21 protein-coding genes and 1 tRNA gene are annotated in these 24095 nt (G+C 46.3%); 19 read left to right on the plus strand and 3 right to left on the minus strand.

Going from position 1 to position 24095, the window contains the following annotated elements:
- The first annotated feature begins 34 nt into the window (after positions 1 to 34).
- The 9 genes from KO501_RS18125 (at position 35) to nusG (ending at position 8573) form a co-directional block, all read left to right on the plus strand.
- Positions 35 to 598 carry an alkylphosphonate utilization protein gene (locus KO501_RS18125; protein WP_216031139.1) on the plus strand — a complete coding sequence of 188 codons (564 nt, stop codon included), beginning with the start codon at positions 35 to 37 and terminating at the stop codon, positions 596 to 598.
- A gap of 111 nt (positions 599 to 709) precedes the next feature.
- Entirely contained in the window at positions 710 to 1753 is a 1044-nt protein-coding gene (gene pyrC / locus KO501_RS18130) for a dihydroorotase (protein WP_216031096.1), read from the plus strand.
- Entirely contained in the window at positions 1726 to 3297 is a 1572-nt protein-coding gene (locus KO501_RS18630) for a transporter substrate-binding domain-containing protein (RefSeq protein WP_216031097.1), read from the plus strand. Before pyrC ends, KO501_RS18630 begins: the two co-directional genes overlap by 28 nt.
- Complete coding sequence (gene dbpA / locus KO501_RS18140; RefSeq protein ID WP_216031098.1) at positions 3297 to 4679, plus strand: ATP-dependent RNA helicase DbpA; 1383 nt, start codon at positions 3297 to 3299, stop codon at positions 4677 to 4679. The genes KO501_RS18630 and dbpA overlap by 1 nt, the downstream gene beginning before the upstream one ends.
- A 115-nt stretch (positions 4680 to 4794) precedes the next feature.
- Entirely contained in the window at positions 4795 to 5409 is a 615-nt protein-coding gene (locus KO501_RS18145; protein WP_216031099.1) for an RraA family protein, read from the plus strand.
- A gap of 14 nt (positions 5410 to 5423) precedes the next feature.
- Positions 5424 to 7265: an ABC transporter ATP-binding protein gene (locus tag KO501_RS18150; protein WP_216031100.1), complete on the plus strand. Its 1842-nt coding sequence runs from the start codon at positions 5424 to 5426 to the stop codon at positions 7263 to 7265.
- 194 nt (positions 7266 to 7459) lie between these two features.
- A tRNA-Trp gene (locus tag KO501_RS18155) sits at positions 7460 to 7536 on the plus strand.
- Positions 7537 to 7594: 58 nt separating this feature from the next.
- Entirely contained in the window at positions 7595 to 7972 is a 378-nt protein-coding gene (gene secE, locus KO501_RS18160; protein ID WP_216031101.1) for a preprotein translocase subunit SecE, read from the plus strand.
- A gap of 1 nt (position 7973) precedes the next feature.
- The gene (gene nusG, locus KO501_RS18165; RefSeq protein WP_252728550.1) at positions 7974 to 8573 is read left to right on the plus strand and encodes a transcription termination/antitermination protein NusG; all 600 of its coding nucleotides are present in this window, start codon (positions 7974 to 7976) and stop codon (positions 8571 to 8573) included.
- A gap of 38 nt (positions 8574 to 8611) precedes the next feature.
- Here nusG and KO501_RS18170 read toward each other — a convergent pair whose 3' ends face one another.
- From KO501_RS18170 to KO501_RS18180, 3 genes are all read right to left on the minus strand, one after another.
- Complete coding sequence (locus KO501_RS18170) at positions 8612 to 8812, minus strand: hypothetical protein (RefSeq protein ID WP_216031102.1); 201 nt, start codon at positions 8810 to 8812, stop codon at positions 8612 to 8614.
- Between the two features lie 92 nt (positions 8813 to 8904).
- Positions 8905 to 9063 carry a hypothetical protein gene (locus tag KO501_RS18175; protein WP_216031103.1) on the minus strand — a complete coding sequence of 53 codons (159 nt, stop codon included), beginning with the start codon at positions 9061 to 9063 and terminating at the stop codon, positions 8905 to 8907.
- Positions 9063 to 9230, minus strand: a complete 168-nt coding sequence (locus KO501_RS18180) for a hypothetical protein (RefSeq protein WP_216031104.1) — start codon at positions 9228 to 9230, stop codon at positions 9063 to 9065. The genes KO501_RS18175 and KO501_RS18180 overlap by 1 nt, the downstream gene beginning before the upstream one ends.
- A 242-nt stretch (positions 9231 to 9472) precedes the next feature.
- Between KO501_RS18180 and rplK the strand changes: the two genes are divergently transcribed.
- From rplK to KO501_RS18230, 10 genes are all read left to right on the plus strand, one after another.
- Positions 9473 to 9901, plus strand: a complete 429-nt coding sequence (rplK, locus tag KO501_RS18185) for a 50S ribosomal protein L11 (protein WP_216031105.1) — start codon at positions 9473 to 9475, stop codon at positions 9899 to 9901.
- A gap of 4 nt (positions 9902 to 9905) precedes the next feature.
- Positions 9906 to 10601, plus strand: a complete 696-nt coding sequence (gene rplA / locus KO501_RS18190) for a 50S ribosomal protein L1 (protein ID WP_216031106.1) — start codon at positions 9906 to 9908, stop codon at positions 10599 to 10601.
- Between the two features lie 317 nt (positions 10602 to 10918).
- Complete coding sequence (rplJ, locus tag KO501_RS18195) at positions 10919 to 11437, plus strand: 50S ribosomal protein L10 (RefSeq protein ID WP_216031107.1); 519 nt, start codon at positions 10919 to 10921, stop codon at positions 11435 to 11437.
- 56 nt (positions 11438 to 11493) lie between these two features.
- Complete coding sequence (gene rplL / locus KO501_RS18200; protein WP_216031108.1) at positions 11494 to 11868, plus strand: 50S ribosomal protein L7/L12; 375 nt, start codon at positions 11494 to 11496, stop codon at positions 11866 to 11868.
- A 281-nt stretch (positions 11869 to 12149) separates the two neighbouring features.
- Positions 12150 to 16178 (plus strand): DNA-directed RNA polymerase subunit beta, encoded by a 4029-nt coding sequence (rpoB, locus tag KO501_RS18205; protein WP_216031109.1) that lies wholly within the window; start codon positions 12150 to 12152, stop codon positions 16176 to 16178.
- Between the two features lie 75 nt (positions 16179 to 16253).
- Complete coding sequence (rpoC, locus tag KO501_RS18210; protein ID WP_216031110.1) at positions 16254 to 20435, plus strand: DNA-directed RNA polymerase subunit beta'; 4182 nt, start codon at positions 16254 to 16256, stop codon at positions 20433 to 20435.
- Positions 20436 to 20733: 298 nt separating this feature from the next.
- A complete protein-coding gene (gene rpsL, locus KO501_RS18215) occupies positions 20734 to 21108 on the plus strand; it encodes a 30S ribosomal protein S12 (RefSeq protein ID WP_216031111.1) in 375 nt (124 codons plus the stop codon).
- A gap of 75 nt (positions 21109 to 21183) precedes the next feature.
- Entirely contained in the window at positions 21184 to 21654 is a 471-nt protein-coding gene (gene rpsG / locus KO501_RS18220) for a 30S ribosomal protein S7 (protein WP_216031112.1), read from the plus strand.
- A gap of 25 nt (positions 21655 to 21679) precedes the next feature.
- A complete protein-coding gene (fusA, locus tag KO501_RS18225; protein ID WP_216031113.1) occupies positions 21680 to 23782 on the plus strand; it encodes an elongation factor G in 2103 nt (700 codons plus the stop codon).
- A 63-nt stretch (positions 23783 to 23845) separates the two neighbouring features.
- Positions 23846 to 24095 (plus strand): GTP-binding protein (locus tag KO501_RS18230; protein ID WP_252728173.1); only part of this gene is annotated, 250 nt, incomplete at its 3' end.

A 24095-nucleotide genomic window follows, 5' to 3' on the forward strand; every position in this document is an offset into this window, starting at 1 on the left:
TAAAATTGGGCCTTTATAACGTGACGGAGCATACATTTTGGAAACTCGTGTAATGACGCGTGCAGGCAATACCTGTGAATTATGTGGCAGTAAAGACTTAGTAGCTTTGTATGAAGTCCCTTTTACTCCAGACTCACAATCAGATACCCACCTGGCAGCATGCCAGACGTGTCGCGATCAATTGGCCGGTGAAGCACCACTTGATCCTGCCCATTGGCGCTGTCTTAATGAAGCTATTTGGTCTCCCGTTCCACCGGTTCAGGTGACGGCATGGCGCATGCTAAACAAGCTGAAAAGTGAAACATGGGCCCAAGATTTACTCGATATTGCGTATTTAGAAGACAATGTTCGAGAATGGGGGGAAGCCGGACTGGTGGATCTCGACAAAGAGCCGACCCTAGATTGCAATGGTACGGCACTTGTTGCGGGCGATAATGTTCACCTAGTTAAAGATTTAAACGTAAAAGGGGCGGGGTTTACAGCGAAACGAGGCACGCCGGTACGCAACATCAGTCTTAGCGATAATCCATTGCATATTGAAGGTAAAGTAAATGGTACCCGAATTGTGATTATCGCGGCTTATACCAAAAAAGGTTAACTAGGTACTAAAAAGGTGCTTTTGATAGGGCGAGTAGCGAGAGAATTGCTGCAGAAAGTGGGGGTTTGAGGCATAATTGCCCTATCAGACTTTTTAATAGGCAACCACCCAATGCAATCGCTTACTCTTCGCACACCAGATGATTGGCACCTTCATTTTCGTGATGGCGACATGCTGTCAGAAACGGTGCCCGCCACCGCCCGCTGCTTCGCGCGAGCTATCGTGATGCCTAATCTGGTTCCACCGGTAACCACCGCCGATATGGCCATGGATTATAAAGGGCGTATCGAAGCTGCAAGACCCGCCGGTAGCCAATTTGAACCTTTAATGACCCTATTTTTGACCAATCAATCCAGCAAAGAAGATATCGCCGCTGCAAAGGCTGCTGGGGTGGTGGCTTGTAAACTTTATCCTGCTGGTGCAACCACGAATTCTGATGCTGCGGTAACCGGAATTCAGGCACTTTATCCCGTATTTGAAGCGATGCAAGAGCAGGGGCTATTGCTACTTATTCACGGTGAGGTGACCCAAAGTCATGTGGATATTTTTGACCGCGAAAAAGTTTTTATAGAAACCCATTTACGGCCTATCGTTAATGCGTTCCCCCAGCTAAAAATTGTTTTTGAGCACATTACTACCGCAGACGCTGCAGAGTTTGTCTTTGCCGCCGATAAAAATGTGGGCGCAACAATTACGCCGCAGCATTTGATGCTTAACCGTAATGATCTCTTAGTCGGCGGAATTCGGCCTCACAATTATTGTTTGCCGGTATTAAAAAGAAATAGTCATCAGCAAGCGTTACAAGAAGCCGTGGCAACGGGCTCAGCGAAGTTTTTTCTCGGTACCGACTCTGCGCCTCATGCTAAACATCGTAAAGAAAACGCATGTGGTTGCGCCGGTTGTTACAGCGCGTGGAGCGCTATTGAACTGTACGCAGAAGTATTTGATTCGTTGGGTATATTGGACAAACTAGAAGGCTTTGCTAGTCTTCATGGGGCGAATTTTTATGGTCTGCCAATTAATGACGGTACGATTACGCTGATCGAATCACCTTGGACAGTACCAGAAATCGTTACCTTACCTGATGGTACCGAAATGGTACCTTTTGCTGCAGGGAAAACATTGAAGTGGAAGTTGGAGCAGTCATTAACTTAACCCGAATAAAGATTTGGCTTGTAGCCGTTTGGTGTTTTGCTAGTTGGAGCAATGCAGAGTCTTTACCTGTCATTGTTAACCCTGTCCCCGTTTTTTCCGATCTTGATGCTTCGGGCGAATTAAGTGGCTATACCATTGATGTTATCAATGGCATGCTGTTAGAGGCCGGTTATATCGGTAATCTGCGCCCCGAACCCTTTGCCCGCATGTTAGCGGATCTTGCTGTGACACCAAGGCAACTTGGTGCCTCAGTGGTACGCACCCCAGAACGGGAAGCGTCATTTCACTGGCTTACTTCAGTCACCGCAACGTCTAATCAACTATTTGTTAAGAAAGGATCGGCGTACACGGATCTTGAAATCAGGTCTCTCAATACGTTGCCCACGGTGTCGGTATTGCGAAAAGACTACCGAGAAACAATACTTCGTGAATCCGGTGTAAAATCGATTATGGCGGTCAATTCGTGGGCCCAAGCGGTGGAAGCATTACTGCGTGACCGGGTTGAAGGGATCTTATTTTCTGCGTATGGCCTAAATTTGGTGTGCAAATCTGCACATTTAGACTGTTCTTCGTTAGTGCCTGTGTTAACCCACAGTACGCCGGTAAGCTATCTGGTGTTGCCGAAATATGAGGGCAGTGACGAACTGGCAGAAACACTCACCAATGCGGCGACTCGCTTTAAAAGCAGCGAAAAGTTTGCCCGTCTTTCCAATGCCACCATACGTCAATTTAATCAGTATGGACTGGCCGCTTCCTATGTTAACGGTACCTTAAAACTGGGATCGACCATTGGCATAGATAAGGACGAACAATTGTGGGTACTGGGGGAGTTGGCAGGGGAATTCGCAAAGCTCAATGGTCGCTCGGAAATGGTGGGGTACAATGCAGAAATAGTCAAACGGATCATGAATGAGGCGGGGTTAGTTAAACCTGTTCTCGCCGCCCCCTGGAAGCGTTTATACAGAGAAGCACTCTACCAGCCAAATGTATTGGCCTTTGCCGTGGTGCGAACCCCCGACAGAGAAGACCTGTTTCATTGGATTACACCGTTGACGGCAAATGAGTATCGATTGTACGGTGATCAAGACGCGTTTTATTCCTCACTAAAACAGGTGCCAGATGATACCATTATGGCCGTGCTCAAGCGTGATTTTCGCGGTGATATCGCCCGCAGTCAGGGGTTGATAACGGTAGAATATGATTCTTGGCATGATGCTATTGAAGGGGTTATTCATCAGCGAGCTGATGTGGTTTTTGCCTCTAAACGGGCCATAGAATTAGGCTGTCAGCAGCAAATAGAACCTTGCGTGGATATTAGGCCGGTTAGTCCTATTATGAATGCGCAATCCTGGTTGGTCATGTCGAAGGCAGGCACATCAGAAGAACTGGCCGCGCGATTTAAGCGGGCGGCAGATAATGTAAAACGTACAGGTCAATATCAGAAATGGGCGAAGCAATGGGTCCATGATATGAACGGCAGAAATCAAACGGATTATAGCTTCATGGATGGCGTTATATACCTTTATCAAGTAAATCAAAAATAATGAATCAATTTTCAGACATCAGCACTATTCGGGACGAACTTCAAACAGCGTTGTCACGTCTTGGTTTTCCTTCTATGACATCGGTTCAAGCCGGTACATTGCCAGCGGCACTCGATGGCAAAGATATTATGGCCCAAGGGCAAACCGGAAGCGGTAAAACCATCGCCTTTGCCGTGGCAACCCTAAATACGGTTACGGTCAGTCAGTTTTCTACACAAGTGCTGGTGCTTTGTCCCACACGTGAGTTGGCTGCCCAGGTAGCACAGCAGTATCGAGAGGTGGGCCAATGTATGGCAAACCTGAAGGTGCAAACATTGTGTGGTGGTGAGCCCATGGGGCCTCAAATCCAATCCTTAAAGCATGGTGCTCATGTCGTGGTAGGCACGCCCGGCCGTATATTAGATCACCTACAAAAACGTCGACTACGTTTAGATGGCGTGATCAGTCGGGTACTCGATGAGGCCGACCGTATGCTCGATATGGGGTTTGCAGAAGATGTAGACGCCATCTTTGATGCCATGCCAAGTCCAGTTCAAACGTTGTTGTTTTCGGCTACCTGGACGTCGGGTATTCAGAATATGGCGGCAAGGTATTTACATCAAGCCCATGAATTTTTGGCAAAAGAAAAAAGCACCTCAAACCCAGACATAGAACAACGGGCGTTCTCGGTGGAAGAGCATACGCGGCTGACGGTGTTAAAAGGGGTACTGACTACCTTACAGCCTACAAAAGCCATTCTCTTTTGTAATACACGTCGTCGCGTTGTGGAAGTCACCGAGGCCTTAGTTAGCGAAGGGTTTTCTGCTGCGGGATTACAAGGTGACATGGAGCAGCGGGAACGAACAGAGGTATTAGCTCGCTTTGCCGCCGAGGCGTTGTCAGTTTTGGTGGGCACGGATGTGGCCGCACGAGGGCTGGATATCAAAGAGGTGGATTGCGTTATTAACGTGGACATCAGTGAAGATGTGGACACCCATACTCACCGCGTCGGAAGAACTGGGCGAGCCGGTACGAAAGGACTGGCTGTGTCTTTGGTGGGGCCTTCAGAACAAGACCAATTCACTAAAATTGAAGCCTTTAGTGAGGTGAATATTCCACTGAAAGGTGGGCCAAGTGTACGTTTTCACGCTAATCGTATAAAGCTACCTGAATATGTGTGCTTACATATCAATGCGGGTAAAAAGCAAAAGCTGCGACCGGGGGATTTTCTTGGCTCTTTAGTCAAGGATGCCGAATTACCGGCGGACGATATTGGTAAAATCCAGGTGCAAAATGCCCAGAGTTTCGTTTCGGTTAAAGCCCGCAGCGTCAAGCGTGCGTTGAAGCTTTTTCGGGAAGGCAAAATCAAAGGCAAACGGGTGCGTGCTAGAAAGCTAGGATAGGGGGTTACACCGCTGAAAACACGGCAGGTTATTGTGAGTATTAACGGCGAAAAAATGCACATGAATGGGAAAGTGTTATAGTTAATTTAGCGACTATAGTTTGAAAGGAGCCATCATGTACGAAGAGTTTACGTCCGTTTCGGTGTGCGAATATGCTGATGCATTGCCCCGATCACAATTTATGGATTACAAAATCCATTCGCTGTGGAGTCCGGCTCCGAAGATTGCAGGGCCTGCTTATACGGTAAAATGCGCCCCAGGCGACCATCTTATGTTTCACGCTGCCATTTACCGAGCGAGTCCTGGGGATATCATTGTTGCCGAGGCCGACGATATGTATGCATTAGCAGGCGGCAATGTGTGTGCCATTGCCCAGGAACGAGGTGTTGCTGGGTTTGTCATTGATGGCGTGATACGCGATGTGGGGGAGGTCCGTGAGATGGGGTTTCCTGTATATGCCCGAGGCGCTTGTCCGAAACCCGGCGCGAAAGAAACATTGTCCCCTCTTAATCAGGTTATTAATTGTGGCGGTGTAGAAGTGCATCCTGGCGACATCATTGTGGCTGACGAAGAAGGGATCGCCGTTATCCCCCTAGCAGAAGCTGCAGATGCGTTAGAGATTGCGAAAGCCCGCACCAAGAACGATGGGGAGATGACATTGTCCCAATGGCAAGATAAACACCTTGAAAAAGTTGAATCTATCCTCACTAAGCTAGGGTTTAATGAATAAACCTGAGCACATCTATGTTTTCTTTTTTTGAACGGCTGACTCAGCCGTTTCCTGATATCCCTCCTGGTCAACCCCCCAAAGGATTAATGGCTTTTTGTCGTTATTACTCCCAAGGAATGTGGAAAATCATTGGTGCGGTTTCCTTACTTAGTGCCATTATTGCCATCCTTGAAGTCACCCTGTTTGGGTTTCTCGGACAGATGGTTGATTGGTTTGGTCAACATGAACGTAGTGATTTTTTAGCTGAAGAAGCTTGGACGCTTACCGGCATGGCGCTGGTGGTATTGGTGTTGATCCCAGGTTGCATTTTGTTGCGCTCATTGTTCAATCGACAGTCGTTAATGGGGAATTACCCCATGCGTATACGCTGGCAGGCTCACCGTTATTTGTTAGGACAAAGCGTGAGCTTTTTTCATAACGAATTTGCCGGTCGCATTGCTACCAAAGTCATGCAAACGGCACTTTCTGTCCGTGAAACGGTAATGAAACTACTGGATCTGATGGTCTACATTAGCGTGTATTTTGTGTCGATGGTGGTGCTGATCTTTTCCACAGACTGGCGTTTAGCTTTACCGCTACTGGTGTGGTTTTTTGTTTACATCGGTATTTTACGGGTGCTGGTGCCAAAGCTAAAGCAGGTCTCTCAAGCCCAAGCTAATGCCCGTTCTGAAATGACCGGACGAATAGTTGATAGCTATACCAATATCACTACGGTGAAACTGTTTTCCCATAGTCGTCGTGAAGCCGATTACGCCAAAGAAAGTATGGACGTGTTTCTCAAAACAGTACATCCCCAAATGCGTCTGGTAACGATTTTAGAAAATTGCGTAGAACTGGCCAACGCGGTGTTGATATTCGCAGTGGGTGCATTGTCGATTTATTTGTGGCTACAGAACATCGTGAGTCCCGGTGATATTGCCATTGCGATCAGTTTGGTGTTGCGCTTAAACGGCATGTCCCATTGGGTCATGTGGGAGGTTTCATCGTTGTTCGAAAATCTAGGGACAGTACAAGATGGCATGAACACCTTGGCTAAACCGGTGAAAGTTAAAGATCCACAAACACCTAATCAGCTCATCCTTAATGGCGGCGAGATCGGGTTTAATCATGTGAACTTTGCCTATGTGGACAGTGATGATAGGGCGATTAAGGTATTTGACGATTTAAATTTTACCATCAAGCCAGGTGAAAAAGTGGGGCTGGTAGGCCGCTCTGGGGCAGGAAAATCGACCTTAGTCAATTTATTGATGCGTTTTTATGATACGTCCGCGGGGCAGATTACCCTAGACGGTCAACCCATTGAATCCGTGCCCCAAGAGATGTTGCGGGAAAAAATTAGCATGGTGACCCAAGATACCTCACTGATGCACCGTTCGGTGCGAGACAATATCATTTATGGACGTACTGACGCGACGGAAGAAGAGGTGATTCGCGCAGCTAAGCAAGCAGAGGCCCACGACTTTATTCTTACCCTTTCTGATAATCAAGGTCGTACCGGTTACGATGCCCATGTGGGAGAGCGGGGGGTTAAATTGTCGGGAGGACAGCGCCAGCGTATAGCCATCGCTCGGGTATTGCTAAAAGATGCACCAATATTAATCTTGGATGAAGCCACCTCCGCATTGGATTCAGAAGTGGAAGCGGCAATACAAGATTGTTTGAACTCGGTGATGGACAACAAAACCGTACTGGCCATTGCTCATCGTTTATCGACCATTGCGCAAATGGATAGGCTGCTTGTACTCGACCAAGGTGAGATTGTGGAGTCTGGTTCCCATCAGGAGTTGGTGGCTAAAAAAGGCCTCTATGCGAAGCTTTGGGCTCATCAAACCGGCGGATTTATTGGCGTTGAATAAGGATATCAGGGGCAATTACTCGGTTTGTAAGAGGATTTCTTTTGTACACAATACAGTGCATTTGTTTGCTTGTATCTCGGGCAAGGATCGGTATAATACGCCTCCCTCCCTTGCGATTCCGCGATTTTTCACAAAGAAACGCCAAACATTCACAAGGGTAGTGTAACCAAATTTTGTCTTAACTTAAGACATTTAGGGGTGTAGTTCGAATTGGTAGAACAGCGGTCTCCAAAACCGATGGTTGGGGGTTCGAGTCCCTCCACCCCTGCCAGAATTGAACTCTATGAAGTAGTTTGTAGAGACTGACGCAGTATTGCTAGGATCGTGAAATGAGCGAAAAAACGGAAAGTACATCCAACCCGTTGGATATGATGAAATGGCTGGTAATCTTTGCCTTGTTGGCAGGTCTTATTGCCGCAAACCACATGTTTGATGAATTCTCGGTATTGATTCGTGCGCTGGTAGCCGTTGCGGTTGTAGCTATTGCTGGATTGATAGCTGCCACCACAGTTAAAGGCAGTGCTTTTCTTAACTTTGCCAAAGAATCTCGCATGGAAGTGCGTAAAGTTATTTGGCCAACGCGTCAAGAAACAAACCAAACCACCCTTATTGTTATGGCAGCAACATTGATCATGGCATTGTTGCTTTGGGGCCTTGATGGGATCATCGTGCGACTCGTTGCCTTCATCACCGGAATCGGAGTGTAATATGTCTGAAGAAAATCAAGTTCCTGAAGATAATCAAGTTCCTGAAGAAAGTCAGGCGCCGGAAGAAAACAACAAACGTTGGTATGTCGTGCAGGCTTACTCTCAGTATGAAGGACGGGTAAAGAAGACCCTGCTTGAGTACATTAAAATGCATGGCATGGAAAAGTACTTCGGACAAGTACTGGTGCCTACTGAAGAAGTAGTCGAAATGCGTGCTGGCCAGAAGCGTAAGTCAGAGCGTAAGTTTTACCCAGGTTACGTGTTGGTTGAAATGGAAATGAACGAGCAATCGTGGCACTTAGTGAAAAGTGTACCTCGTGTACTCGGTTTCATTGGCGGTACGTCTGACCGTCCTATGCCTATCACCAAACGTGAAGCTGACGCCATATTAAATCGTCTTGAAGAATCTACCGATAAGCCAAAACCAAAAACTTTGTTCGAACCGGGCGAAGTGGTTCGGGTTACCGATGGACCTTTCGCCGACTTCAACGGTGTGGTCGAAGAAGTGGATTACGAAAAAAGCCGCGTAAAAGTGTCTGTATTGATCTTCGGTCGTTCTACCCCGGTAGACCTAGAGTTCGGTCAGGTAGAAAAGGGCTAGTTAGCGTTTTTTATCTGCAAGTACATAAAAACCCAGCATTACGCTGGGTTTTTTGTTTCCGAATCATCTAAAGGTTGGTTGTCCTTTAATTGATACTTAAGCTGTTTTTTCAGTTTTGTAAGCTGGTCTAGTACGTGTAATGTCACCGCAATATTAAAGTGTACAAAGCCTGTGACATAATAGCTGCCGGTGATTTCTCTGCCCGCCCCCCCAAAGGACTGGAATGCACCGTTCATCATGCTTAACAGACCAAAAACAAGAAAAAATTTAACGATTATACTCATTCTAAAAACAATGAAGGGAATCGACCCTTCATTGTCTCCTTGTTGGGTTAACGAACGGACTTGGCTAAATCGTCTATTACACCGTTGCCGATCATAACATTGCGATAAAAATACCCTGCGGCATAGCCAATATCGTAACCTAATTGATACCATCCATAGATACCGCCTTGCACAGCAGAAATTTGTTGTTTATTAAGTTCATGCATTATGGGATGCTCCTTTGACCATATTTACCATCGTAAAAACCACTGCCTAGTCCAGCACCAAATTTCTGGGCGTCTTGTAGGCCATTGAAATATTGATAAGCAATAGCAAGATAAAGAAGTATCCCACCATTCACTTGGCGAGATTCAAGCTTAGTGAGTTCCGTCATCGGACTTTTCTCCTTAACCGTTGTTATAAACAAGTGGTGAGTATGACAACACCGTCTTGAGGTTGTAACTGATCCAATAAACGGTTTTTTTATCGGTTTCTCCGTATTTATTTGGCAAGCACCCTTGCATGGATAGGCTATTTGTTGTACATTACGCGCCCTTTTGAACGGAACGGGGAGCCGTTAGAGCAAATATTCTCGAGTATTTGCAAGGCGTTAGACCCACAAACGAGAGCATTATTATGGCTAAAAAAGTAACTGGCTTAATTAAGCTACAGGTTGCAGCAGGCGCTGCTAACCCTTCACCACCAGTTGGTCCTGCATTAGGTCAACATGGTGTGAACATCATGGAATTCTGTAAAGCTTTCAACGCAAAAACTGAAAGCATTGAAAAAGGCGCTCCAGTACCTGTAGAAATTACAGTTTACGAAGATCGTTCTTTTACATTCGAAACCAAAACGCCTCCAGCCTCTTACTTGCTGAAAAAAGCAGCGGGCATCAAGAGTGGTTCTGGTCGTCCTAACACTGAAAAAGTGGGTACGGTTACTCGCGCTCAATTGGAAGAAATTGCCAATACTAAAGAGCCAGATCTAACTGCAGCTGATATGGATGCAGCAGTACGTACTATCGCGGGTTCTGCTCGCTCCATGGGCTTGAACGTAGAGGGTTAATCGAATGGCTAAATTAACAAAACGCGCTCGTCTTATCCGCGAAAAAGTAGACGCCACTAAAGATTACGACATCAACGAAGCTGTTTCTTTGCTTAAAGAACTGGCCACCGCTAAGTTCGCAGAAAGCATTGACGTTGCTATCAATCTTGGTATCGATGCAAAGAAATCTGATCAAAACGTTCGTGGTGCAACTGTGTTGCCAAACGGTACGGGTAAAGAAGTACGGGTAGCTGTGTTTACACAGGGCGCCAATGCTGATGCTGCGAAAGAAGCAGGTGCTGATATCGTTGGTATGGATGACTTAGCTGAACAAGTTAAGAAAGGCGAAATGAACTTTGACGTAGTTGTTGCCAGCCCTGACGCCATGCGCGTTGTTGGTCAATTAGGTCAAATCTTAGGTCCACGTGGCCTGATGCCTAACCCTAAAACAGGTACTGTAACCCCAGACGTTGCCACTGCAGTTAAAAATGCAAAAGCAGGTCAGGTTCGTTATCGCAACGACAAAAACGGTATCATCCACGCTAGCATCGGCAAAATTGCCTTTGAAGCGAACCAAATTCAAGAAAACCTCGAAGCCCTGCTTGAAGCATTGAAAAAGGCGAAGCCTTCTTCTGCTAAAGGGACTTACATCGAGAAAGTTAGTCTGAGCACCACTATGGGCGCAGGTCTGACTGTTGATAAGGCCACTGTTGGCTTGTAAGACTTTTATCAGGTGACGTAAGTGCATCTGATTCTCTAAAGGTTATGGGTTGGAGCTGTTGTATATCGCCAGAAGCGAATAACGATAGCTCCCGTCCAAGACCGCAGGCGTTTCCCGGCAGAAGAGGTAAGAGAACTTCTGCAATCAACGGGTCACTTAAAACAAAAAGCCTGCGCAGACGGTGGTTTCGACTCAGACTCTCTGGGACCAGGAACACCGTGGAGCGGTACAGTCTTATCCCGACTGTATCAATCTGTGAACCCTGATGGCGGCATCGAAAATTCGATTCCAAAGTCAGATTTTAAGAGGTGAACTCAGTGGCACTAGGTTTAGCAGCAAAAAAAGAGATCGTAGCAGAGGTATCCGACGTTGCATCTCGCGCTCTATCCGTTGCCGTCGCTGAATACCGTGGGATGGAAGTAGCAGAACTGACTGATCTGCGTGTAAAAGCTCGTGAGCAAGGCGTATACCTTAAGGTTGTACGTAATACTCTGGCTAAGCGCGCATTATCAGACAGTAAATTTGCTGACTTAGAAAGCGCCCTTACTGGCCCGCTTATCTATGGTTTCTCTATTGACGCCCCTGGCGGCGCAGCACGTCTTTTCAAAGACTTTGCTAAGGGAAACGATAAGCTAAAAGTAACAGCACTTTCTATCGGCAGCGGTTTATTGGGTCCAGAAAAACTGGATGCAGTAGCTTCTCTTCCAACTCGCGACGAAGCGCTTGCAAAACTTCTTGCAACCTTCAAAGCACCGGTGGGCAAATTCGTTCAAACAATCAACGAAGTACCTACCAAGTTTGTGCGCGTATTGGCGGCGATCAAAGACGAAAAATAATTTTCGTTTTTGGCATTTTGAATTTTTTAACATACTAATCCCAGGAGTTTAGAGAAATGGCTCTGACTAAAGAAGATATTTTAAACGCGATCGCTGAAATGCCAGTTATGGAACTGGTTGAATTGATCGAAGCAGCTGAAGAAAAGTTCGGTGTTGAAGCAACTGCAGCTGTAGCTGTAGCTGGTCCAGCAGCTGGCGGTGAAGCAGCAGTTGAAGAAAAAACTGAATTCGACGTTGTAATGACTTCATTCGGTGGCAACAAAGTTGCAGTTATCAAAGCTGTTCGCGGCGCAACTGGCCTAGGTCTTAAAGAAGCTAAAGAAGTAGTTGAATCTGCTCCTAAAGCTATCAAAGAAGGCGTAAGCAAAGACGAAGCAGAAGAACTGAAGAAGCAGCTTGAAGAAGCTGGTGCTGAAGTTGAAATCAAGTAATCTGAATTAATCAGATTACCTGCCTGAAACGGCAAGGCTGGTGGTTATTTTTGACCACCAGCCTTTTTGCGCTGTAGGGTGTACAGTTTCTAGCCCTTTACTGTAGTTCACCAAGCGCAAACAGGAATTTCATAAAAAAGCATAAAACCAACAAGTTAACTAAAAATTAGTTGAATTTTGTTGTATGCTATGAAATTACCCTGAATAAGGGTTGTGGAAGTTTGTTGTTTGATTAAGTTCAGACAGCAGGTTGGGTCAAAAATCAGCAGGCTGAGGAACCCATGGTTTACTCTTATAGCGAAAAGAAACGTATCCGTAAGGATTTTGGCAAACACCCACAGGTATTGGAAATTCCATACCTCCTTTCAATCCAGCTAGATTCTTTCAAAAAATTTATTGAAATAGATGCAGATGGACAATATGGCTTAGAAGCCGCTTTCCGCTCTGTATTTCCAATCAAAAGCTACTCAGGCAGTTCTGAGCTGCAGTATGTCAGCTATCGCCTGGGCGAACCTGTTTTCGATGTTAAAGAATGTCAGATTCGTGGCGTCACGTATTCAGCCCCGTTAAGAGTAAAACTGCGGTTGGTATTATTCGATAAAGAAGCTGCCCCAGGTACCGTAAAAGATATTAAAGAACAAGAAGTGTACATGGGCGAAATACCTTTAATGACAGAGAACGGTACGTTCGTCATTAATGGTACAGAGCGTGTTATCGTCTCACAGCTGCACCGTTCCCCTGGTGTATTCTTTGATCACGACAAAGGTAAAACTCACTCTTCCGGTAAAGTATTGTATAACGCCCGCGTTATTCCATACCGTGGTTCATGGTTAGATTTCGAATTTGATCCGAAAGATAACCTGTTCGTGCGTATCGACCGTCGCCGTAAATTGCCTGCAACGATTATTTTGCGTGCGCTGGAGATGACCACCGAAGAAATTCTCGAGTTATTCTTCGAGAAAGTGAACATTCGTATCGAAGACAATAAACTGCTTATGGAAGTGGTTCCTGATCGCTTACGGGGTGAAACCGCCCAGTTCGATATCAAGGACAACGCAGGCGAAGTGATTGTTGAAACCGGTCGTCGTGTATCTGCCCGTCACACCCGTGCCCTTGAAAAAGCCGGCGTGACTGAACTTGAAGTTCCAGCAGAATATATGATTGGGCGTGTCTACGGACGTACCCATATTGATGAAGATACTGGCGAAGTCATCGTAAATGCAAACGATGAAGTGACACTGGAAAACATGGCTGCATTAAGCCAAGCCGGTATCAAAGAATTCGAAACATTGTACATCAATGAATTGGATCACGGTTCTTACATCTCTGATACGTTACGTATTGATAACTCAACAAACCGTTTGGAAGCATTGGTAGAAATCTACCGTATGATGCGTCCCGGTGAGCCGCCAACAAAAGATGCAGCAGAAACCCTGTTCGAAAATCTTTTCTTCGCGGAAGAACGTTACGATTTATCTTCAGTGGGCCGCATGAAGTTCAACCGCCGTTTAGGACGGGAAGAACTCACCGGTTCAGGTACCTTGGATAAAGCCGATATCGTTGCAGTAATGCAACAACTGATTCTTATCCGTGATGGTAAAGATGAAGTGGATGATATCGATCACCTTGGTAACCGTCGTATCCGTTCTGTAGGTGAAATGGCCGAAAACCAGTTCCGAGTTGGCTTAGTACGTGTTGAACGTGCGGTTAAAGAGCGTTTGAGTCTAGGTGACCTAGACAACATCATGCCTCAGGATCTGATTAACGCTAAACCGATTTCTGCAGCGGTCAAAGAGTTCTTTGGTTCGTCGCAGTTGTCACAGTTCATGGACCAAAACAACCCATTGTCAGAAGTAACGCACAAGCGTCGTATTTCTGCTTTAGGTCCAGGTGGTCTTACCCGTGAACGTGCAGGCTTTGAAGTTCGAGACGTACACCCTACGCACTACGGTCGTCTTTGTCCTATCGAAACACCTGAAGGTCCAAACATCGGTTTGATAAACTCATTGGCGAGCTTTGCCCGTACCAATGATTTCGGTTTCTTAGAAACACCATTCCGTCGCATTGTCGATGGTGTGATTTCTGATGAAATTGATTATTTATCTGCCATCGAAGAAGGCCAGTTCAAAATCGCACAGGCAAATGTGGCTGTGGATGAAAATGGCGCTTTGATTGACGATCTTATTCCTTCACGTCACCGTGGTGAAACCACGTTGATGCCGAAAGAAGAAATCAAATATATGGATGTTTCGCCTCAACAGATCGTATCTGTTGCAGCAAGCATCATTCCATTCCTAGAACACGATGATGCAAACCGTGCCTTGATGGGTGCGAACATGCAACGTCAGGCTGTTCCTACATTACGTGCTGATAAGCCGTTAGTGGGCACAGGAATGGAAAAAACCGTTGCGGTTGACTCTGGTGTTACTGTGGTGGCTAAGCGTGGCGGTATGGTGGACTATGTTGACGCCAGTCGTATCGTTATTAAGGTTAATGAAGATGAAATGCTGCCTGGTGAAGCCGGTATTGATATCTACAACCTGACTAAGTACACCCGTTCTAACCAGAACACCTGTATTAACCAGCGCCCAACTTGTAACGTGGGTGAGCCCATTGTTGCTGGTGACGTATTGGCCGATGGTCCATCAACGGACTTAGGTGAACTGGCCCTGGGTCAGAACATGCGTATCGCATTTATGCCGTGGAATGGTTATAACTTTGAGGATTCCATCCTCATTTCCGAGCGTGTTGCTCAGGAAGACCGTTTTACAACGATCCACATCCAAGAATTAAGCTGTATCGCTCGTGATACCAAGTTGGGGCCAGAAGAGATTTCTTCTGATATTCCTAACGTTGGTGAAGCCGCGTTAGGCAAGTTGGATGAATCCGGTGTTGTTTACATTGGTGCGGAAGTGAAAGGCGGCGATATTCTGGTTGGTAAGGTAACACCTAAAGGTGAAACCCAGCTTACGCCAGAAGAGAAACTGTTAAGAGCAATCTTCGGTGAAAAAGCCTCGGACGTTAAAGATACGTCGTTACGTGTACCTAATTCGGTTCACGGCACCGTTATCGATGTTCAAGTGTTTACCCGTGACGGCGTTGAGAAAGACAAGCGCGCCATGGAAATCGAAGATATGCAACTCCGTCAGGTTAAGAAAGACCTGTCTGACGAGTTTAATATCTTAGCCGATGGTATTTTTGCCCGTGCCCGTAACCTGCTAATTAACGCAGGGGTGGCCGAAGCCAAATTGGACAGCATGCCTCGTGAAAAATGGTTAGAAATTCCATTGACTAACGAAGATGCGCAAAACGAGCTTGATCAAATTACCGAGCAACATATTGAAATCAAATCTGATTTCGATAAGAAGTTCGAGAACAAGCGTCGTAAAATCACTCAGGGTGATGACTTAGCACCTGGCGTACTTAAGATTGTTAAAGTATACCTTGCTGTTAAACGTCACATTCAACCGGGTGACAAAATGGCCGGTCGTCACGGTAACAAAGGTGTTATCTCCACGGTAATCCCTGTGGAAGATATGCCATACGATGAAAACGGTACGCCGGTAGACATCGTATTGAACCCGCTGGGTGTACCATCGCGGATGAACATCGGTCAGATTCTTGAGACTCACCTGGGCATGGCTGCTCATGGATTGGGTGTGAAGATCGACCGTATGATCAAAGAACAAGAAGCGTTAGCTAAGTTACGTACCTTCCTTAAAGAGGTGTATACCTTGGGTGATGTTCACCAAGAAGTGGATATCGATAACTTTACTGACGATGAGATACTTCGTTTGGCTGATAACCTGCGCAAAGGTGTACCCGTTGCGACTCCGGTTTTCTCCGGTGCGAAGGAATCAGAAATTAAAGCGATGTTAAAACTTGCTGACCTGCCTGAAAGCGGACAAATTAAACTGTTTGACGGGCGGACTGGACGTGAATTCGAACGACCAGTAACAGTAGGTTACATGTACATGCTGAAACTGAACCACTTGGTTGACGATAAGATGCACGCGCGTTCTACCGGTTCATACAGCTTGGTTACACAGCAACCCCTTGGTGGTAAAGCACAGTTTGGTGGTCAGCGCTTCGGAGAGATGGAAGTGTGGGCACTTGAAGCATACGGTGCTGCTTATACCTTGCAGGAAATGCTTACTGTTAAGTCTGATGACGTTAACGGTCGTACCAAAATGTACAAGAACATCGTGGATGGCGATCACAGAATGGAGCCAGGCATGCCTGAATCCTTCAACGTATTGCTCAAAGAGATTCGTTCACTCGGTATCAATATCGAGTTGGAAGAAAAGTAATACGGCTTACGCCATTGTATGATTTGATGGCCCGGTTCGCCGGGCTATAGAGACTGACTCCGCTGGGAGAGTAATGTGAAAGACTTATTAAAGTTTCTAAAGCAACAAAACAAGACAGAAGAATTCGATAATATTCGAATTGGCCTGTCATCGCCTGACATGATCCGTTCTTGGTCATTCGGTGAAGTTAAGAAGCCTGAAACCATTAACTACCGTACGTTCAAACCAGAGCGTGACGGCTTGTTTTGTGCCCGTATTTTCGGACCAGTAAAAGACTACGAATGTTTATGCGGTAAGTATAAGCGTTTAAAGCATCGTGGTGTTATCTGTGAGAAGTGCGGCGTAGAAGTTACCCTGACAAAAGTGCGTCGTGAGCGTATGGGTCACATCGAACTGGCTAGTCCGGTTGCACATATCTGGTTCTTAAAATCCCTTCCGTCACGTATCGGCTTGATGCTGGATATGACATTGCGGGATATCGAACGTGTCTTGTATTTTGAATCCTACGTGGTCACAGAACCAGGTATGACGACACTTGAACGCAGCCAACTGCTGAGTGAAGAAGAATACCTTGATGCGTTAGAAGAGCATGGCGACGAATTTGACGCAAAAATGGGTGCTGAAGCCGTATTCGATTTGCTTAAAGTCCTCGACGTGGATGCCGATGTGGCTTCTATGCGTGAAGAGTTACCAAGTATTAACTCTGAAACTAAGCGTAAGAAAATCACTAAGCGCCTGAAGTTGCTTGAGTCATTCCAGCAGTCTGGTAATAAGCCTGAGTGGATGATCATGACGGTATTACCGGTATTACCGCCAGACTTACGTCCGTTGGTACCGCTCGATGGTGGCCGTTTTGCAACGTCTGATTTGAACGATTTGTATCGTCGTGTTATCAACCGTAACAACCGTCTGAAGCGTCTTTTAGACCTAGCGGCGCCTGATATCATCGTACGTAACGAAAAGCGTATGCTGCAAGAAGCGGTAGATGCCTTGTTGGATAACGGTCGTCGTGGTCGTGCTATCACAGGCTCTAACAAGCGTCCGTTGAAATCTTTGGCCGATATGATCAAAGGTAAGCAAGGTCGTTTCCGTCAGAACTTGCTAGGTAAGCGTGTAGATTACTCGGGTCGTTCTGTTATTACCGTTGGACCTACGTTGCGTTTGCATCAGTGTGGTCTGCCTAAGAAAATGGCATTGGAACTGTTCAAGCCATTTATCTACGGTAAATTAGAAGGCCGTGGTTTAGCCACCACCATTAAAGCTGCCAAAAAATTGGTAGAGCGCGAAGCGCCAGAAGTATGGGACGTACTTGACGAAGTAATTCGTGAACACCCTGTATTGCTGAACCGTGCTCCTACCTTGCACAGATTGGGCATCCAAGCATTTGAACCTACCCTTATCGAAGGTAAAGCGATTCAGTTACACCCCTTGGTGTGTGCTGCTTACAACGCCGACTTCGATGGTGACCAAATGGCGGTTCACGTGCCATTGACTATTGAAGCGCAGCTAGAAGCCCGCGCTCTGATGATGTCGACCAACAACATTCTGTCACCTGCGAACGGTGAGCCTATTATCGTACCTTCACAGGACGTTGTATTAGGTCTTTACTATTTAACACGCGATAAGGTTAACGGTAGAGGTGAAGGCATGGTATTTACCAGCCCTCACGAAGCTGAAAAAGCGTATCGTACCGAAGCGGCTGAGTTACATGCCCGTGTTAAAGTACGTATCACCGAATATGATATTGCTGAAGATGGTAGTAAAACAGAAAAAGTGACACTGACAGATACCACTGTTGGCCGTGCTATTTTCTCTTTGATTTTACCTAAAGGTCTGCCGTTTGAGATCATCAACCAGCCTATGGGTAAAAAGCAGATTTCGAAATTGCTTAATGCCTGTTATCGGACATTGGGTCTGAAAGATACCGTTATCGCTGCTGACCAAATCATGTATACCGGTTTCCATTACGCAATGGTAGCGGGTGCATCAGTTGGTATTGATGACATGGTTATCCCAGATGCCAAAAAAGACATTATCGAAGCGGCAGAAGCGGAAGTTATCGAGATTCAGGAACAATTCCAAAACGGTCTTGTAACTGCCGGTGAGCGATACAATAAAGTTATCGATATTTGGTCTAACGCGAACGAAAAAGTCGCGAAAGCCATGATGGAAAACCTGAAAACTGACGTGGTAATTAACCGTGACGGTGAAGAAGAAGAACAGGCATCATTTAACTCTGTTTATATGATGGCTGACTCCGGTGCTCGTGGTAGTGCCGCTCAGATTCGTCAGTTAGCTGGTATGCGTGGCTTGATGGCGAAACCAGATGGTTCCATCATCGAAACGCCCATCACGGCAAACTTCCGTGAAGGTTTGAACGTATTACAGTACTTCATCTCTACTCACGGTGCTCGTAAAGGTCTTGCCGATACAGCACTGAAAACCGCTAACTCTGGGTATCTTACCCGTCGTCTGGTTGACGTAGCGCAGGATTTGGTTATTACCAACTCCGATTGTGGCACCTTTGAAGGTGTGAAGATGTCACCACTGATTGAAGGTGGTGATGTTGTTGAACCACTGCGTGAACGTGTACTCGGTCGTGTAGTGGCTGAAGATGTACTTAAACCAGGTACTAACGAAGTCTTAGTAGAACGTAACGTGCTACTTGATGAAGCCTTGGTTGACATGCTTGAAGCTAACTCTGTTGACCAGGTAATGGTGCGTTCTGTTATTACCTGTGACAATGACTTTGGTGTGTGTGCTAACTGTTATGGTCGTGATTTGGCCCGTGGTCACATGGTCGCTAAAGGTGAATCGGTAGGTGTTATTGCAGCACAATCAATCGGTGAACCGGGTACACAGCTTACCATGCGTACCTTCCACATCGGTGGTGCAGCATCAAGAGCGTCAGCAGAAAACAGTGTTCAGGTTAAAACTGACGGTAATCTGAAGATGCATAACACGAAATTCGTACGCAACAGCGACGATAAAGTAGTGATTGTATCTCGTTCTACCGAACTGACGGTCATCGACAGCCACGGTCGTGAGAAAGAGCGCTATAAAGTGCCTTACGGTGCTATCTTGTCTGTAGACGACGGCGCAGTAGTCACCCCAGGCCAAATTGTTGCAACGTGGGATCCGCACAGTCACCCAATTGTGGTTGAGCGTCCGTCTAAGATCACTTTTGCTGATATTGACGATACCAACACGGAAATGCAGCAAGACGAATTGACCGGTCTTACCCGTATCGTGGTGAAAGATCTTGCTAAGGTTAACTCAAAAGAACCTAAGCTGATCCTTGAAAGCGACGAAGGCGCATTGCAGGAAATTCGTCTGCCTAGCTTTACCACCATTGAAGCGGCTGATGGCAAGCTGGCTCATGCTGGTGATGTGTTAGCGCGTATCCCGCAGGAAAGCTCGAAGACCCGTGATATCACCGGTGGTCTGCCACGTGTTGCTGACTTGTTTGAAGCCCGTAAGCCGAAAGAGCCTGCTATATTGGCAGAAATCTCCGGTACCATCGGCTTTGGTAAAGAGACCAAAGGTAAGAAACGTTTGGTTATCACACCGACCGACGGTGGCGATGCATACGAAGAGATGATTCCAAAATGGCGTCAACTTAACGTGTTTGAAGGTGAGCAGGTTGAACGTGGTGAAGTTATCGCTGACGGTCCTGAGTCTCCTCATGACATCTTACGTTTGCGTGGTATCAGTGCAGTTTCTAACTACATCGTTAACGAAGTACAGGAAGTTTATCGTCTGCAAGGTGTAAAAATTAACGATAAGCACATTGAGGTGGTTATTCGCCAGATGTTGCGTAAGTGTATTATTACCGCACCAGGTGATACCCAGTTCCTCGAAGGCGAACAAGTTGAAGTTGCCCATGTGAAAATCTCAAACCGTGAGATGGAAAAACAGGGCAAACTGCCAGCGCTTTATGAGACCCAACTGTTAGGTATTACTAAAGCGTCGCTGTCTACTGAGTCGTTTATCTCTGCAGCGTCGTTCCAGGAAACCACACGGGTGCTTACAGAAGCGGCTGTACAGGGTAAAGAAGATGATTTACGTGGTCTGAAAGAAAACGTAATCGTTGGACGATTAATCCCTGCTGGTACTGGTTTCGCTTACCACGAACGCCGGATGGCAAAACGTGCAGAAGAAATCGAAGAAATGTCTGTATCTGCTGCTGAAGCAGAACAAGCCCTTACTGAAGCATTGAATGCGGAAGTAGGTGGTAATAACTCTACAGACGAATAAGTATAAACGGACAGTATTTGGTGCTGTCCGTCTTTGTTTTGGTGCCAGTCAAAGAATAATCCTCTGGTTATCCTTTGTACACCTTGACAGTGGCTTATGAGATCATTAGAATTCCGCGACCCGAATTTGGGTTAATCCTGATTTTTTCTGGATTAAGCCAATCAGGACGCGGTTTTTTGTATGGGAAAACAGGTAAGGGTTGAGCAACCTTCGTTTGATTTCCTAAAGGTCAATAAGCCGTCTTAGCAGACCCGGCCATGGTATCGGGTTTTTATTGTTTTCAATCAGGAGCTAGTTAATGGCAACAGTTAACCAGTTAGTGCGTAAGCCACGCCGCCAGCCCGTTGCGAAAAGCAACGTTGCTGCTTTGCAAGCTTGCCCACAAAGACGTGGTGTATGTACCCGTGTATATACAACTACGCCTAAAAAACCAAACTCTGCACTGCGTAAAGTATGCCGTGTACGTTTAACTAATGGTTTTGAAGTATCTTCATACATCGGTGGTGAAGGCCACAACCTGCAAGAGCACAGCGTTGTTCTTATTCGCGGTGGTCGTGTGAAAGATCTACCAGGTGTTCGTTATCACACTGTTCGCGGTACATTAGACTGCGCCGGCGTTAACGACCGTCGTCAGGCCCGTTCTAAGTACGGCGCCAAGAAGCCTAAGTCTTAACGGTTCTCCGTTAGTAAGGCCAAACTGAAGTAATTAGAGTTTTGGGAATTCCCTGAATTCATACGGAGAATAGAAATGCCAAGAAGAAGAGTCGTAGGTCAACGTAAAATCCTACCTGAACCAAAATTTGGTTCTCAACTGCTTGCTAAATTCATGAATGTCGTAATGCTCGACGGCAAGAAATCAGTTGCTGAAAAGATTGTTTACGGTGCGCTTGATATTGTTGCTGAAAAAACCAGCAAGGCACACCTTGATGTATTTGAAGACGCTTTGGACAACATTCGTCCTACTGTGGAAGTTAAATCTCGCCGTGTTGGTGGTTCAACTTACCAAGTACCAGTAGAAGTTCGTCCTGTTCGTCGTAATGCATTAGGTATGCGTTGGTTGGTAGAAGCGGCACGTAAACGTGGCGAAAAATCCATGGCACAACGCCTTGCAGCTGAAATGTTAGACGCAGCAGACAACAAAGGTTCTGCGGTTAAGAAACGTGAAGACGTACACCGTATGGCCGAAGCGAACAAAGCGTTCGCACACTATCGTTGGTAATCAACGTTTAAACTGAGAGAGTCGTATGCCTCGTAAGACCCCAATTGAACGTTATCGTAATATTGGCATAGTAGCTCACGTAGACGCAGGTAAAACTACCACTACTGAGCGTGTTCTGTTTTATACAGGACTATCGCACAAAATTGGCGAAGTACATGATGGTGCTGCCACCATGGACTGGATGGAGCAGGAGCAGGAACGTGGTATTACCATTACTTCTGCTGCGACCACCTGTTTTTGGGCCGGTATGCAACAGCAGTACGATACCCACCGTATCAATATCATTGATACGCCGGGACACGTAGACTTTACCATTGAAGTAGAGCGTTCTTTGCGCGTGCTTGATGGTGCGGTTGTTGTTTTTTGTGGGTCTTCTGGGGTAGAACCTCAATCAGAAACGGTCTGGAGACAGGCTGATAAGTATCGCGTGCCGCGTCTGGTTTTCGTCAATAAGATGGACCGGGCCGGTGCCGACTTTGAGCGCGTTGTTGCGCAAATTAAAAAGCGCTTAGGCGCAAACTGTGTGCCTATTCAATTGAATATTGGTGCAGAAGAAGAATTCGAAGGCGTCATCGATTTAATCAAGATGAAAGCCATTAACTGGAATGCTCAAGACATGGGTATGACCTTTACCTATGAAGAGATTCCAGAAGAGCTTGCCGAAAAGGCAGAGCACTATCGTACCGAGTTGATAGAAGCGGCAGCAGAAGCGTCTGATTCACTGATGGATAAGTATCTCGAAGGTGAAGACTTAACCGAACAGGAAATCCGCTCTGCGCTTCGTACTCGTGTATTGAACAATGAAATTGTGCTAGCGACATGCGGTAGTGCGTTTAAGAATAAAGGCGTTCAGGCCGTACTTGATGCGGTTATTGAATATTTGCCAGCACCTATTGATGTGCCGGCAATCCAAGGTGTACTGGATGATGGCGATGAGTCAGAAGCAGAACGCCACGCCGACGATAAAGAACCGTTTTCGGCATTGGCGTTTAAAATTGCCACCGACCCCTTTGTGGGAACATTAACGTTCTTCCGTTGCTATTCCGGTGTGGTGAACACAGGCGATACTGTGTATAACCCGGTAAAAGGTAAACGAGAGCGTTTCGGTCGTATTGTACAAATGCATGCTAAAGACCGAGAAGAGCTTAAAGAAGTCCGAGCTGGCGACATAGCCGCAGCGATCGGTCTAAAAGACGTCACCACTGGGGATACCTTATGTGATCCAAATCATATAATCACCCTAGAAAGAATGGAATTTCCCGATCCGGTTATTTCCATTGCCGTTGAACCTCGGTCACAAGCTGATCAGGAGAAAATGGGGCTGGCGTTAGGCAAATTGGCTGCCGAAGATCCATCATTTAGAGTCCATACTGATGATGAAAGTGGCCAAACCATAATATCTGGGATGGGCGAATTACACCTAGATATTATTGTCGACCGTATGAAGCGCGAATTTAAAGTTGAATGTAACGTAGGTAAACCTCAGGTGGCCTATCGTGAAACAATTCGTTCTACGGTGGAAGCAGAAGGCAAGTTTGTTCGTCAATCTGGCGGTCGTGGTCAATTTGGCCACGTGTGGTTGCGAATAGAGCCTCAGGAAGAAGGCGCTGGCTATGAATTCGTTAATGAAATTGTAGGCGGTGTGGTACCGAAAGAATTTATTTCTGCGGTAGATAAAGGAATTCAGGAACAGCTGCAAAGTGGTGTACTTGCAGGCTACCCTGTTCTTGATGTTAAGGTTACGCTGTTTGATGGTTCATATCACGATGTTGACTCTTCTGAAATGGCGTTTAAGATCGCCGGCTCTATGGGATTCAAGAAAGGCTGTACCGAGGCAAACCCGGTATTGCTGGAGCCCACAATGAAGGTTGAAGTAACCACGCCGGAAGATTGGATGGGTGATGTTGTTGGCGATTTGAACCGTCGTCGCGGTATGATCGAAGGTATGGAAGATGGTGTCGCGGGCGTAAAAATTGTACGCGCGAAAGTACCTCTTTCAGAAATGTTTGGGTATGCCACAGATCTGCGTTCACAAACGCAAGGTCGCGCGTCATACTCTATGGAGTTCTTCAATTATTCTGAAGCGCCTAGCAATGTTGCTAAAGCAATTATAGAATCTAGAAATTAAATCTTAATGAAGGTTCGGTCCGGTCTGTATTGGGTCGGACTTTTAACTTAGGAAACGAGAAAAATGGCAAAAGAAAAGTTTGAACGTACGAAACCCCATGTAAACGTGGGAACAATCGGCCACGTTGACCATGGTAAAACTACACTAACTGCAGCAATCACTACAGTTCTTGCAAAGACTTACGGTGGTGCAGCTCAGGCATTCGATCAGATCGATAACGCGCCTGAAGAAAAAGCACGTGGTATAACCATCTCTACTTCACACGTTGAATATGACACACCTACTCGCCACTACGCGCACGTAGACTGTCCTG

It is taken from the genome of Alteromonas sp. C1M14, assembly GCF_018860965.1.
In the GTDB taxonomy this organism is placed as follows: domain Bacteria; phylum Pseudomonadota; class Gammaproteobacteria; order Enterobacterales; family Alteromonadaceae; genus Alteromonas.

Coding starts and splice junctions, on each gene's coding strand:
- pyrC (WP_216031096.1), top strand. CDS start 710: ATGCAATCGCTTACTCTTCGCACACCAGATGATTGGCACCTTCATTTT.
- dbpA (WP_216031098.1), top strand. CDS start 3,297: ATGAATCAATTTTCAGACATCAGCACTATTCGGGACGAACTTCAAACA.
- KO501_RS18145 (WP_216031099.1), top strand. CDS start 4,795: ATGTACGAAGAGTTTACGTCCGTTTCGGTGTGCGAATATGCTGATGCA.
- KO501_RS18150 (WP_216031100.1), top strand. CDS start 5,424: ATGTTTTCTTTTTTTGAACGGCTGACTCAGCCGTTTCCTGATATCCCT.
- secE (WP_216031101.1), top strand. CDS start 7,595: ATGAGCGAAAAAACGGAAAGTACATCCAACCCGTTGGATATGATGAAA.
- nusG (WP_252728550.1), top strand. CDS start 7,974: ATGTCTGAAGAAAATCAAGTTCCTGAAGATAATCAAGTTCCTGAAGAA.
- KO501_RS18170 (WP_216031102.1), bottom strand. CDS start 8,812: ATGATGAACGGTGCATTCCAGTCCTTTGGGGGGGCGGGCAGAGAAATC.
- KO501_RS18175 (WP_216031103.1), bottom strand. CDS start 9,063: ATGCATGAACTTAATAAACAACAAATTTCTGCTGTGCAAGGCGGTATC.
- KO501_RS18180 (WP_216031104.1), bottom strand. CDS start 9,230: ATGACGGAACTCACTAAGCTTGAATCTCGCCAAGTGAATGGTGGGATA.
- rplK (WP_216031105.1), top strand. CDS start 9,473: ATGGCTAAAAAAGTAACTGGCTTAATTAAGCTACAGGTTGCAGCAGGC.
- rplA (WP_216031106.1), top strand. CDS start 9,906: ATGGCTAAATTAACAAAACGCGCTCGTCTTATCCGCGAAAAAGTAGAC.
- rplL (WP_216031108.1), top strand. CDS start 11,494: ATGGCTCTGACTAAAGAAGATATTTTAAACGCGATCGCTGAAATGCCA.
- rpoB (WP_216031109.1), top strand. CDS start 12,150: ATGGTTTACTCTTATAGCGAAAAGAAACGTATCCGTAAGGATTTTGGC.
- rpsL (WP_216031111.1), top strand. CDS start 20,734: ATGGCAACAGTTAACCAGTTAGTGCGTAAGCCACGCCGCCAGCCCGTT.
- rpsG (WP_216031112.1), top strand. CDS start 21,184: ATGCCAAGAAGAAGAGTCGTAGGTCAACGTAAAATCCTACCTGAACCA.
- fusA (WP_216031113.1), top strand. CDS start 21,680: ATGCCTCGTAAGACCCCAATTGAACGTTATCGTAATATTGGCATAGTA.